6 protein-coding genes are annotated in these 14,644 nt (G+C 39.6%); all 6 read left to right on the forward strand.

Annotated elements, in window-relative coordinates; all coding sequences use genetic code 11:
• The first annotated feature begins 35 nt into the window (after positions 1 to 35).
• The 6 genes from R2R28_RS01075 to R2R28_RS01100 all read left to right on the forward strand — a co-directional run bounded on the left by R2R28_RS01075 (position 36) and on the right by R2R28_RS01100 (position 14,285).
• Positions 36 to 2,990: a polysaccharide lyase family 8 super-sandwich domain-containing protein gene (locus R2R28_RS01075; protein ID WP_316823851.1), complete on the forward strand. Its 2,955-nt coding sequence runs from the start codon at positions 36 to 38 to the stop codon at positions 2,988 to 2,990.
• Between the two features lie 23 nt (positions 2,991 to 3,013).
• Positions 3,014 to 4,228, forward strand: a complete 1,215-nt coding sequence (locus R2R28_RS01080; protein WP_316823852.1) for a glycoside hydrolase family 88 protein — start codon at positions 3,014 to 3,016, stop codon at positions 4,226 to 4,228.
• A gap of 177 nt (positions 4,229 to 4,405) precedes the next feature.
• The gene (locus R2R28_RS01085; protein WP_316823853.1) at positions 4,406 to 5,395 is read left to right on the forward strand and encodes a peptidoglycan DD-metalloendopeptidase family protein; all 990 of its coding nucleotides are present in this window, start codon (positions 4,406 to 4,408) and stop codon (positions 5,393 to 5,395) included.
• Between the two features lie 241 nt (positions 5,396 to 5,636).
• A complete protein-coding gene (locus R2R28_RS01090) occupies positions 5,637 to 7,004 on the forward strand; it encodes a sulfatase (RefSeq protein WP_316823854.1) in 1,368 nt (455 codons plus the stop codon).
• Between the two features lie 132 nt (positions 7,005 to 7,136).
• A complete protein-coding gene (locus R2R28_RS01095; protein ID WP_316823855.1) occupies positions 7,137 to 9,818 on the forward strand; it encodes a DUF4962 domain-containing protein in 2,682 nt (893 codons plus the stop codon).
• A gap of 372 nt (positions 9,819 to 10,190) precedes the next feature.
• Complete coding sequence (locus tag R2R28_RS01100) at positions 10,191 to 14,285, forward strand: two-component regulator propeller domain-containing protein (RefSeq protein ID WP_316823856.1); 4,095 nt, start codon at positions 10,191 to 10,193, stop codon at positions 14,283 to 14,285.
• The last annotated feature ends 359 nt before the right edge of the window (positions 14,286 to 14,644 follow it).

Here is a 14,644-nt window from a genome sequence, read left to right on the forward strand (position 1 = left end):
GTTCTGATAAATACAATAACTTTCAAAATATTCCAATGAAAAAAATATTACTATCCCTGCTTTTCTGTGCCACTTTTGCTGCAGCCTCGGCACAAGAAAAAATATTCGCCAACTATTTCGATATTCAGGTAAACAGTGCAAAAAATGCTGAAGTTATTGGGCGTATCCATTTGGAGCGTAATAAGGATGTGTTAACCAGCCCCATCCCAAAAAGCTACAGCTTTTTTATAACAAAACAAGAGAATAATTTATTCAGATTGGAAACCCGTTTTGATCCGCAAGGCAGAATGATGGGGATTTTGTTAGCAAACACCAAATTGGATGATAAAACCTTAGGCAGGCATCAGTTAACTGTTGTATTGAAGGATGGGCCAAAAACGATCAACACTTTTGCTGTTATTGTAAAAGTGGTTAATGAAACCCTTTTGCAAACGCTTTACAATCGCTGTAAAGACTATACGGTATCAAAAGAGGGGCAACGTATGTATGGCCGGAAAAATTTCAAGGATGATAAAGTTGCAGAAATGATAACCGAGCTTGAAACCAATAATGGCAAATTTGCGGCATTTGGTTTTTACGGCGTAAGCCCGATGGTTTACAAGCCCAAAGGCAAAAAAATTGAGTACGATTGGGAACAGGTAGCCAATAACATTGGTGGTTTAGGTTATGCCTATGCCAAATCAAAAAAGTACGGGCCAAATGGCGATCCACAAGCCAGGGAACAGTTAAAAAGTGCCATATATAAAGCACTTATTGCTTATACAGAAGCTGTGCCTGTTGAAGGGGGCGATGTAAAAGTAGAAGGGAAACCAATTGGCAACGAAACCGGTGATGGCTTTTCAAATCTGGTTAAATATAAAGTTATCGAAAATCAGGTGGCTACACACCAATGGTCTATTTCTGATGCATTAATCGCCCCGGCGGTTCACCTTATGCCGGATATGGTGAAAGAAATTAAAAATGGCGATAAGCAGGCAGAACGTGTTTATTACGATTTGGTCAGGTTTTTTCAGACGCAGATGGCCGAAATTGAAAGTCGCAGGGCCATTAACGATCCCGATAACCGCTGGGGTAATTTAACCGATACCTTACGCTCATCTGGTGCCTGGGCCGATGCCAATCTGGGCCACCGCTCGCGTTGGATGCTGGCAATGCCTATTGTTTGGGCCGATTATAACCGTCCGTTAACTTATGTGCAATATTGGTATACCGATTATTATAAAAACAAACCATTTAAAAATTTCAGTTATTCGTACGGTTGGAGCCCCAATGGAGTAGTGGCCGATGTGGCCAGGTGGTTAACTAAATATAATGTACCTGCCCATTTATATGCACAATCTGGTTTCCAACCCGATGGAACGGTTTCGCACCACGTAGACCACGCTACTGATGCAGTAATGGTGGCTTATGGCTTCGAATGGCTTACTGATGGGTTAATTGGTTTTAATCAATTAAAAAATACCGATTTTAAATTGGATAATGCTGCTTACCAGTTTCCAGCCGATCGGTTGGAAAGAATATATCCTAAACTGATTTATAAAGGCCGTTTTGATTTCTTAATTACCGGACGGTCATTTATGAGCGACCTGCAGGATTTTGTGACCAATACCTATTTGCCTACTATTGCTGAATTAAAAGAATCGAAAAGTGAAAATACCCAATTAACTAATCAAAGTGCATTGGATCAGGTTTATACCAAAATCAAAAATAATACCTACCAATATTCCGGCACTGATGCGTATTGGGTAAATGAGTTTTTAACGCACCGCCGGGGCGAAAATGAAAAACCTTTTTATGTATCGGTGAAATTAAAATCGAAGCGTACGGTAGGTGCAGAAGATTTTGACAAAGTGCGAAAATCATGGTATGCCGGTTACGGCATTATGCCTTTAAAAATTAATGGCGATGAATATTCGGATAAGGTATTGAAAAACATGGATTTCCATGCTTTACCTGGGCTAACCGAAGAGTGGCGTACCGATCCTATGCCAACTGAGGGTGGTGCACAAGCATCGTTGCCCGGAGCCAATGAAGTAGCAGGTGTAACTGCCGATGGGGAAAATGGCGTGGCCATTTATCATCATTTGCCAAGTGAAACCTACAGCTCGGCATCAGCTTATAAAAGCTATTATTTTATTGGCGATAAAATTATTGCGATGGGCAGCAACATCAAACGGATCAGGGCAGGTCAGCAAAAAGATATAGTAACCACTTTAGATCAATCTGCATTTTTGCAGCCCCTTACTATTTTTCATGATGGTATAAAAGAAGTGATCCAGCCGGGTGATGCCGTGAATTTGAAATACGATATTAATGGCCCTTTATGGCTGCATACTGGCGATAAAGGTTATATCATTCTCCCTGAAGGAAAAGAGCAGCTGTTGGTTAAAACGGGTAAAGAGGTAAACACTACCGATCCGGCAATGGCCAGTAAAGTGCCCAATTTTATCATTTCAGTTAACCATGGTGTAAATCCTGAACCTACCAAAGGTTATTTCTATTGTTTGGTGCCCAATGTTTCGGCAGATGAAATGACTGCTGTGCTAGAAAAATATACGAATGACATTATTTACAAAAAAGATGGTGAGGCTCATGGCGTTTACATACAAAGCGAAAAAACATGGGAGGCTGTTTTCTTTAAAGCTTCTAACATCAGCCTGGGCAATACCACATTATCTGCCGAAAGCCCGGTATTGTTGATTTTGAAAGATGCCGGTAACAGCTGGAAGTTAACCGTAAGTAACCCAACACCCAACATTAATCAACAGCAATTGGTGTTTCATACCTCACAGCTTTTAAAACCTGGGCAGTACAAGTTTACATACGGTGGCGTTTACCCACGGGCAGGCGAATACGTTACCATAACTGCTGAGGGCAAGGGATCGAAAATTGTAGCCGAGCTGGCCGATAAACGTGATGAAGCTTTTTACAACTACCAGGCCGAATTATATAATGCAGCGCCAATTAATATCGAAATTCCAAAGAAATAATCATAAACCATATTATATCCAATATGATTAATAAAACAATCCTGCACAAAACCATAATAAATACCTGCATAACCTTTGTAATAGGCCTTGGCATGGCCTGTACCACAACATCTTCTACTGAACTTACAGACGAAAAAATTGCATCGATTTTTGAACTGGAAAAAATATATGCCAATAATGCATTCGAAATTGTAAAAACAACAGGCAGGTTGCCCCGCTCTAACGAAAAGGGCTTTTGTGAAATAACAGACTGGACCAGTGGTTTTTATCCTGGCGCTTTGTGGATGGTTTACGAAGCGACTAAAGACCAGGATATGCTTAAAAAAGCCGAATATGCCACTGCCTTGGTAGAAAATAATAAGTTTTTTGTTAAAGATCACGACATTGGTTTCATGATCCAGTATAGTTATGGAAATGGTTATCGTTTGACTAAAAACCCGAAATATAAAGAAGTGATTATTCAGGCATCAAAAACCGCGATTACCAGGTATAACCCAACCGTTAAATCCATTATGTCATGGAGCCCCGATGTTAAACGAGATTGGCAATTTCCGGTGATTATTGATAACATGATGAACCTGGAATTGTTGATGAATGGCACCGAATTTTCTGGTGATAGCACCTTCTATAAAGTTGCCGTTAACCATGCCAATACCACCATGAAAAATCAATACCGTGCCGATTTTAGCTGTTCGCATGTGGTAGATTATGATCCGGTAACAGGTAAAATGCGTAAGCGCGATTGGAACAATGGTAATGATAATCCGGCTACTGCCGCCTGGAGCCGCGGCCAGAGCTGGGGGTTATATGGTTTTGCCACCATGTACAGATACACCCATAAAAAAGAATATTTACAACAGGCAGAGCACATTGCCGGCTATATTTTAAATAACCCGAATATGCCGGTAAACATGGTTCCGTACTGGGATTATAATGCACCAAAATTACCGACCATGCGGGATGCTTCGGCAGCTGCCTTGCTGGCATCAGGATTAATGGAACTGGCTGCAATCGCTCCTGAAAATGGTGAAAAATATTTTGAGGCCGGAGAAAAAATATTAGAAAGTTTAGCGTCTCCAACATATTTGAACACCAGCAAACAAGGTGTCTTTTTGTTAAAACATGCAACAGGTAACTTTCTGCGGAAATCGGAATTAGATGCCGGATTAATTTACGCCGACTATTACTTTTTAGAAGCCTTGTTGAGGTACCAGAAAATTAAAAATAAGTTTGGGTAAAGGTTTCACCAACTGAAACATATAAATGACCATGATGACATTTTGAAACTTGTTCCGGCAAACAAAACATGGGACGTAAAAAGTGCCATAAATGGATTTACTTGTTATATATATGAAATACAAAAGAACGATTGCCAACAAGACATACAATACTTATTAATTCTTAACGAGAACAAAATGAAACTTAATTTAGCGCTTTTAATCTTCAATATATTTTTAGCATTGCCCTCTATCGCACAACAAGCTGATACAATAAAGAATGTGAAAATCGAAAGGAAACCACCCATAGAAATACAACTGTCTGTAAATAATGAAAAAGCAATTAATATAACCTCACATAAAATGCTACCTGGTAGTTATACGCTTTTATTTTCCAGTGGATTGGCACAATCACCTATAGTTTACCGCGAATCTTTCGTGCAAAAGAATAATGTTAGAAATATTACAACCGTACCTGGGAATAATTTAACAGCACAAGTTGTTGACAAAGTGCTTCCTGGTCAGCGTTCAAATTTTAGAGGGAATGAACAGTCTGGTAATTTAACAGAAAGCTATTTTAATGGTCAGCAAACCATCCTATTATACCGTTGTTTTTATACACAAGGTGAACTTAACCCAAAAATTGATAGCAATTACAATTACATACTTCCATATTCGAATGGAAAAAAGATGCTCGTTAGAAGATCGGCGCTGTATCCAACTAACGAACTAGGCAAAAAGATTATTGATGAAGATAAGCTGCATTTGTTTTATACAGCGGAACAGGATACTGTTGTCGCAATCCGCGGGGGCTTGGTTATCCAGATAAAAGATATTGTTGAGTTAAATAACGGAGTAGCAAACACGAACAACATGAATGCTGTTGCAATCGAACACGAAGATGGTACAATGGCTACTTACCAAGGACTAAAAAAAGGTATTTGGGTTAGTGTTGGACAGAAAATCAGGATTGGCCAGGCCTTAGGTTTTAATACTAAAAAAACAGGGAGTGATAAATTTAACGTGTCGATTTATATCAGATATCTAAAGGCTTTTGAAGAAAAGCCAGGCCAAATTTCATGGCCTTATCCTTTATACGCTTACATGGTGCCAAAATTTCAAACAGTCGAAACAAAGGATGTGAACTTAATTGGAGGGAAAATTTATACTTCTTCTCAAAGTCATTAAAATAATATAGATAGGCGTTTATTCCATAATTGATATCTTTTTAAGTGAGATGGATTTGTTGTTGATGATTTTTATTCTTTTGTTACAAATTAAAGCAGAGGCAGGAGTTTTTTATTTACGTAGCGCCTGATTGTTTAATCCTACAGCCTTAATTTCAACAAAACTGCATCTATTTTAACCATACTTTAAACTTGTTACGGGTAACGATAACTAAATTCGCTATTAGAAATAATCCCGCGATATGAAATATAATATACTTTGCCTGTTGTTTTTTTTAGCAACAGTGGCCAATGCCCAAACCAGCAATAAACCCAATATATTGATCATCATGACCGACCAGCAAACGGCTGATGCCATGAGCAATGCGGGAAATAAGGATTTGCATACTCCTGCAATGGATAAACTGGCTGCAAATGGGGTCCGTTTTACCAAGGCTTATTGTGCACAACCATTATGTACCCCATCACGCACCTCCATTTTTAGTGGTAAAATGCCTTTCGAAACCGGTTTTGTAGGTAATGCCGTAGAAAAGGATGGTCAATGGCCAGATAGTTTGCTCATGATGGGCAAAATTTTACAGAATGGCGGTTATAAAACAGGCTATGTTGGTAAATGGCATTTGCCTGTGCCCACCACCAAGATAAGCCAACACGGCTTTGGATACATAGAAAATACCAGTTTTTTAGATTATAACGATGGCGCAACCCCTTCTTACTGTGCCCGTTTTATTAAAGAAAATAAAGACAGGCCATTTTTGTTAGTGGCCTCTTTTTTAAACCCACACGATATTTGCGAATGGGCAAGGGGCGAGGCCTTAAAAATGGATGTATTGGAAGATGTTCCTCCGGCTGATCAATGCCCGCAATTACCGGCCAACTGGCAAATTCCGGCTAACGAGCCAAAAATTGTCCGCGATCAGCAAAAAACAGTTGGTTTACGTACCTATCCTTCGGTAAACTATACACCAGAGAAATGGCGCCAATACCGCTGGGCTTATAACCGTTTGGTAGAAAAAGTAGATGATTATATCGGTCAGGTACTTTATACCCTCAAAAAATACGGTGTAGAAAAAAATACCATCATTATTTTTACTGCCGATCATGGTGATGGTTATGCAGGCCACAGCTGGAACCAGAAACAGATTTTGTACGAAGAAGCCTCGAAAGTGCCATTTATCATTTCGAAAATGGATGGATCTATAAAATCGCGTACCGATGATATGCTGGTATGCAATGGTACGGATATGATTCCAACCATTTGCGGTTTGGCCGGTATAAAAAAGCCAGCGTATTTAAAAGGGATTGATATTAGCAAAAAACTAACGGACCCCGGTAAAAACTTACGCGATACTTTAGTGATCGAAACCGACTTTGCTGATAATGAAGATTTATTGGGAATTAGCGGCAGATCGGTCATTACCAACGATTTTAAATACATTGTTTATAACAAAGGTGAGATAAAAGAACAATTGTTTGATTTAACCAAAGACCCTGGCGAAATGAACAACCTTGCCGTAAATACTGCTTTTAAAAAGAAGCTGATTACAATGAGAAATTACTTAAAACAATGGTGTAAAACAAACGGCGATAAATTTACAGCTGGTTTGTAGGCGATTTTACCGCTGAGATTGATTTGCGTGAGGGATAGCAGCGCAAAGCCCACAGCGCAGCAGGGACTTGTAGCGAATAGCCCGACCCGCAGGGGCACGCCCAAATAAAAAAATAGAACCGTACCACAAACAATGAAAAAAATAATAATCCCAATTTTTACGCTACTCTCACTAAATGCCCTGGCTCAGCAACAGCCTGGCGTAATTAAACCTACTGCCGAAAAATTGCATGCACGGGTACGCGAATGGCCTTATCCTGTAAATGGCATTACGGTACCTACCAATGCGCCTGCTTTATTGTGGCCGGCAACCAATGGTAAAAACATGGTATTGCCTATGGAGAGTGGGAGCGAAGTACCCGAAGATCCTAATATTGGCAATGTCCGTTATCAGGTAATGCTGGCCCGCGATAATGCTTTTAAAACCTCACTAATTAAAAGTGATATTCAAAGCTGGGCGGTTTATCCCTTACATCAGGCATTACAGCCAGGCAAATGGTTTTGGAAATATGGTTATGCATTAAAAGGAACTAATAAATGGAGCTGGTCGCCCGTATATGATTTTAAAATAGACGCCAAATACAGCAGCCAAAAAGTATCGCCTCCATTAGCTGAAGTTCTTAAACGTAATGAAGCACAACACCCCAGGTTGTGGAATATGCATGCCATTGGAAACGAATTTTACAGCAACAATCTGCAAAACCCTGAAGCAAAAAAGTTTATCGGTTATGCAGAAAAGTTAATGAAAGCGCCTTTACCTACCGAAAAACCTGTGAGAGACATTGATACAACAGGAAAAACCAGCCTGGAGAAAAAAGGATTGATGGACAGGATGTACCATGATTTTGGAGATATAGTGGGTAGTCCGGTACGCGACCTTTGTATTGCTTACCAGTTAACCCACGATGACCGCTTTATTGTTGATGCAAAAAGAAGGGCCATCAACCTCCTGGGCATGGATCCTGACAAACATTATGCCACCCGAGACGATTTTAATAATGGAGCAGTGCTCGAAGCTTTAGGTTGGTTTTACGATGTGGGGTATGATCGTTTAACCAGCAATGAAAAAGATCAGTTTAAAAAAATGATCAAAAAACGGGCGAAAGTTATTTTCGATCATTTACCCAATCGTTTTGAGTTGCATGTGAGTGATAACCATGTTTGGCAAATTACCATGCGGAACCTGGCCATTGGTACCATTCCTGTTGTAAATGAGATACCTGAAGCTAAAGAATGGCTCAGTTATCTCTACGAAGTATGGTCGGCACGTTTTCCTGTTTTAGGTACCACCGATGGGGGCTGGCACGAAGGAAACGGCTATTTTAAGGTAAATTACAGATCAATTATTTACTTGTCGCAACTTTTTGGCGATTGTACAGGGGTAAACTATTTTAAACTGCCATGGATGCAAAGTTTACCCGATTATATGTTATATACCAATCCGCCGAAATCGGCATCAACGGCTATAGGCGATATGTGGGAAAATATGCCAAATGTAAATAAAGGACAAGGTCAGTTTGCCGAAGCCATTGCTTTAAAAATTAACAATCCCTATTTAAACTGGTATGTAAACGAGGTGAAAACCAATAATCCTGAATTTTTTACAGGTAATGATGATTATTTGCTGTTTAGGTTGTTAAATTACAAACCAGCACAACAGTTCCCCCAAAAAGCCCCTGTTGATTTACCAAAATCGAAATTATTTGCCGATGTGGGTGTAGAGGCCATGCATGGGGATTTAGCTAAGCCCGATCAAGAGCTGGCCAGCTACCTGCTCAGTAGTCCGTTTGGTTCTTCAGGTCATGGGCACGCTGCACAAAATGCCATTACCGTTAATTATCAGGGTAAAGTGGTGTTGGGTGCCTCTGGCTACTACAGCAATTTTAGTGATAAACACAATTTGTTATATTACCGCACATCAAGGGCCTATAGCACCATACTGGCCGATAGCCTTGGACAAAAACTAGGAGAAGAAGGTTATGGCTGGATACCAAGGGCTATTTCTGGCAAGCATATTCAATATGCACTTGGCGATGCCAGCAATGCTTACGGCGATATTAAAAGTGAATTTTGGCTGGACAGGTTTAAACAAATTAATTTAGTGCCAACGCCAGCCAATGGCCATGGCAACCCTCATGTAACTTTGTACCGCAGGCACATGTTGCAGTTAGATGGTAATTACATTATATTGTACGATGAGCTGGAAGCTGAAAAATCAGTAAAATGGACTACACAGTTTCACTCACCCAATTATACCATTGAAGCACAGAAAAGTGAAAAATCCGTTCAACAGCATTTTACAATAAAAACGGAAACCGGGCAGCTGGATGCCAGTATATTCGCTAACGCTGCTATTGGCTTAAAGGTACATCACAATTTTACCGAGCCTGCCGTAAACTGGATGAAGCTTACCGGCAGCGGAGGAAAGTTACGAGAATATAAAGATCAGTGGCATGCAGGCATTACTTCATTACCTGCACAAAAGTTTAGGTTTTTAACCCTCATCCAGGTAAAAAATGGCAAAACTGAAATTATCAAAACTTTATCGGATGCAAATGGCCTGTATCATTTACAGGTAGGTGATTGGGAGATCCAGGTACAGCTTGATGGCAATAAAAAAGCTTCATTGCAGGTTTTGGGCAAAAAGGCAGGATCACTATTTAATTACGGTGATTTACCAATCACTTTTAACAGCAAAATATATAAACCGGCTATGCCTGGCAGCTCCATTTTATTGGAGCAGAACGGTGCTAAACTGAATAAACAGGAAGTTATAGATAAACTGCCTGATGTTGCAATTTATGATAAAGAATAATTACAGGATGCGTGATTAAGATATAGAATTGTTATCCTGTGAGGTGATTTATTGTATAAAATTGATATAAGTGACAGCGGAACGCTATGATGGCAATATGCCTCGATAAATCATCATTGCTTCATCGCAGCTCCCCGGCAATGACAACCATTGTATTGGATCTGTTAATGATAACTTATCGAAGGCCCCTGCTTAAATATTAGATATTTGATTATTGTTTTGATTTTTCAGTAAGCTCAATGTGACAAATTTGAGTAGAATTATAATTTCCTGGTGGCGATAAAACCACTGCTTTCACGCATCCTCGTGATAAGCGGGGATGATAAAACGGAATAACGACCATTCGATTAGAATTGTTAAATTTGAAAAACCATGGTTCAAAAAACAACCTTTAAAAAACCTGACTCAACCATCAGCACATACCGCTGGCTGGCTGTTTTTGTAATTGCTATTGGTTTGCTTTTTACCGGAAGCAATGTTAAGGCACAGTTACAGGAACGTTATTTTCGTAATATTTCGGTTGATAAGGGATTATCTCAAAGTACGGTTTTTGCAATTAAACAAGATAGCCTCGGTTTTATCTGGATGGCGACACAGGACGGATTAAACCGCTACGACAGTAAGGGGTTTAGGGTGTACCGCCCGGTAGAAGGTGATAAAAATGGCCTGCAATCACATTATATCCGCAGCCTGTTTATCGATCATAAAGGAACCATGTGGGTTGGCGGAAACCAGGGCATCAGTCGCTATAATTATGCAGCAGATAATTTTGTGAATTACAAACTTCCCCGCAGCCTTGGCGAGTGGTATGTATCTTCCATTACAGAAGATGCCAAACACAACATCTGGGCAACCACCATTGCAGGCAGTATTTTTAAACTCGAAGCAGGTACCGGCCAGTTTAAGCAGGTTAATTTTAATGCACTGGAACATGGCATCAAAAAAATTTCATACATCGGTGCCTGGAACCAGGACCTATTGATTGGTACCGAAGTTGGGCTCTTTAAATTTAGGGGACAAAGCCATTACCTTACCAAAATAAACCTCGGCGTTGATAAACCGGCAGTAAACGATGTATATATTGATGGCGAAAACCTTTGGACAGCCACTGAAGGCCATGGCCTGATCAAATATGAAACCTTAAGCGCTAAAACTGCTTTTTTTGTGCATCAGGCAAATAAAAACAGCATTGCCGATAACAATGTAAGGTGTATTAGTAAAGATGCAGATGGCAATATGTGGTTGGGTACATTTAAAGGCCTTTCGGTATTCAATTTAAGTAACCTTAGTTTTGATAATTATTATCATCAGATTTCTCAACCCTATACAATTAGTCAGAATTCTGTGCGTTGTGTTTTTCAGGATAAGCAAAAAGCCATCTGGCTGGGTACTTATTATGGTGGGATAAATTATTACCATAAAGACGACATTAAATTTAACCTGCTGAGCCAGAATACAGGAAAAACATCCTTAAATGATGAAGTAATCGGTGTAATAAAACAGGATGCAAAAGGTAATTTCTGGATTGGTACAAACGATAAAGGCCTGAACTATTGGAATAGAAACAGCAACACCATCAGTTATTACGCCAATCAGGAAAATAATGCAAACAGCCTCAGTTCTAATAACGTAAAAGCCATCGAATTTGATGCACAGGGTAATGTACTGGTTGGTATGCATAACGGGGGCTTAAACGTATTAAACCCTAATAATGGTGTGGTAAAACGTTATCTCCATAACGATAACAATCCAAACAGTATTGCTGGTAATTTGGTGTACAGCATTATAAAAGATTACAAAGGCCGCATTTGGGTAGGTACACGCACTGGTTTAGATCAGTTTCATCCTGAAACGCAATCTTTTACCCATATCCACCTCGATAAAGCGGGTAAACGCCTCACCTCTGATGACATTACTTTTCTTTTTGAAGACAGTCAGCACCGGATATGGATTGGCACCACCAACGGCGCAACGCTTTTTTATCCAGATAATATGCTTTTCGGCACTACCGTAAATGGGAAAGAAAGCGAAGATATTGTAACCTGTATTACCGAAGATAAGAAACACAGGATCTGGATGGGAACCCGTGAGGGCATGAATTTATATGATGAAACGCAACAGGCCTTTATCAGTTTCAAATCCCGGAAAGATTTTATTAAAGGAACAATTTATGGCATCCAGCCCGATGATGATGGAAATTTATGGATTTCGACCAATAGCGGATTGGTTAAATTTAATGTTGATAAACACCAGGTACAAACCTTTGATGAGAGTGACGGATTACAGAATAACCAGTTTAACGAATATTCTTTTTTCAAGGCCAAAGATGGGATGTTGCTTTTCGGGGGAATAAAGGGAGTATCATATTTTTATCCATCAATGGTTAACCAACAGGCACTTAGTTTAAACCTCACTTTTACAGGTTTGGAGGTTTTTAATAAAACCGTAGCTGCGGGCGATGGAACGGATATCCTGCAGGGTTATATCGATCAGGCAGGCGCTTTATCACTTGGGCCGGAATTTAAGCAGTTTAGTATCCTGTTTAATACCTTTAATTACATTTCTGCAAACCGTACCCAATATTATTACAGGTTAGAAGGGATTGATAACGATTGGCAGAAAACCAACGAGATTAAGGTGAGTTACAACAATCTCCCGCCAGGAAAATATACCTTTTTAATTAAAGCCGTTGGTCCAAATGGAGAAGTTAGCCCGGTTAGGCAATTAAAAATAGCCATCCTTCCGCCTTGGTATAGAACTTTATGGTTTTATTTGCTGCTGTTTGTACTGCTTGGCGTAGCTTCGTATCTGGGCTATAAAATTATTGCCGAGCGCATTAAAGCCCTGCAGCAACTAAAGCTGGAGCGGATCGAAAAAGAACGCGTAAGAGATATCAATCAGGTAAAAATGGATTTTTTTACCAATGTATCGCATGAACTGAGAACGCCTTTAACCCTGATTTTGGCTCCGCTGGAAGAATTGTTGAAACTGCCACAGGTAGATAAAACCCTGAAAAAGAAATACGACCTGATGCTGATCAATGCCAAAAGGCTTTATAACCTGGTTGATCAGCTTTTCGAATTTAGGAAAACCGAAATGGGTACCAGGAAACTTAAGGTAGATAAAAGTGATATTATCAGTTTTGTGCATGAAGTTTATGAGTCTTTCAGGCCACTTTCTGAAAAAAATCACATCAGTTACACCTTTCATTCTACCGAGGCCAAACTTTCTTTCTATTTTGATAAGGACGCCATGGAAAAGATTTTGTTTAATCTGTTATCTAATGCATTTAAATATACCGAAGTGAGCCATAAAATCAGTATCGAACTGATTAAACAGGGTGATAATATCCTGATTAAAGTGGCAGATACAGGCGTGGGCATTGGCGAGCAGGATTTATCAAAAGTTTTCGATCGGTTTTATCAGGTTAATAACCGCGAAATGAACCTGGGCTCGGGTGTTGGTTTGGCTTTTACCAAAAGTTTGGTAGAGCTGCATCACGGTAGTATTACCGCACAAAGTGCAAAAGGACAGGGCAGTGTATTTACGGTTACTATCCCTATTGCAGATAGCGTTTACCGCAACGATTTCAATACGGAAAACAAAATGTACGAACTATCTATTGTGCCCGATCAGGCTGTAGCAGAAGATGTTTCCGTTTGGGAAGAAGATGAACCCATACCAGATAATGGAAATACATTGGCAACAAAACTTTTGATTGTTGATGATAATGAAGAGATTACCGCTTACCTTCAGGAATATTTTAGTAAACTATATCAGGTAGCCATTGCATTTAATGGGCAAATGGCATTAGAAATGCTTGAAATAGAACAATACGATATTATCATCAGCGATGTAATGATGCCGGAGCTGGATGGGCTGCACTTTTGTAAACGTGTGAAACAGAATATCAATACCTCGCACATTCCCGTAATGTTGTTAACCGCCAGAAACGAAACCGGACAACAAATAAAAGGTTTAGAGATGGGTGCCGATGATTATGTAACCAAGCCTTTTTCTACCAGTTTACTGGCTGCAAAAGTAGCCAACCTACTTCGTTCGCGTAAACGTTTAAAAGAGCATTATTCTGCCAGAAAAGAAATGGTGCCCGAAAATATTGCTTTTAATACCCTCGATGAAGAGTTTTTAAAACAGGCCATCACTATTGTAGAAGAACATCTTGCCGATTCCGAATTTTCGGTTGATAAATTTAGCCGGGCGATAGGCATGAGTCGCTCAAACCTGTATTTAAAATTTAAAGCCATCACAGGCGAATCAGCAACCGATTTTATCAAACGGATCCGTTTCAATAAAGCTGTAGAACTGATGCAGAGCAAACGTTACACCATTGCACAAATTACCTATATGTGTGGTTTCAATTCTCCTTCGTATTTTTCTACCGCTTTTAAACAGCATTATGGTTGCATGCCAAGCGAATACCTGGCCAGGGCTGATGAAATGAAATAGTGAACGGAAAATCCAAGGCGGTTTTTAAGATGGAAGAGGTAAAACGGATGATGGAATAAATTAACACCGTATTTAACTGCAGGACCTCAACACACTTCCGAATAAAATCTAAAAGGTTTTACCTTAATGAATGCGCCATTCCAAAAATTTCCCTTTGTTCTCAATCACCCCAGTCTGCAATGTTAACTAATTGTTAGCTGGTTTTTTACCCCATCAATAAGTCGGTTTTTACCATTTGGGTTTATTTAAATCGATAGAAATCACCGTTAAATGCCTTTTCTTTAAAAAGCTTAAAAAGCCGGTTTTTTATCTACCTTATTTCGATTAATTTGGCGGGTTATGCACTCCTCAAAAAAATG

Origin of the sequence: Pedobacter miscanthi (genome assembly GCF_032678605.1) — a bacterium.
Classification (GTDB): Bacteria; Bacteroidota; Bacteroidia; order Sphingobacteriales; family Sphingobacteriaceae; genus Pedobacter; species Pedobacter miscanthi_A.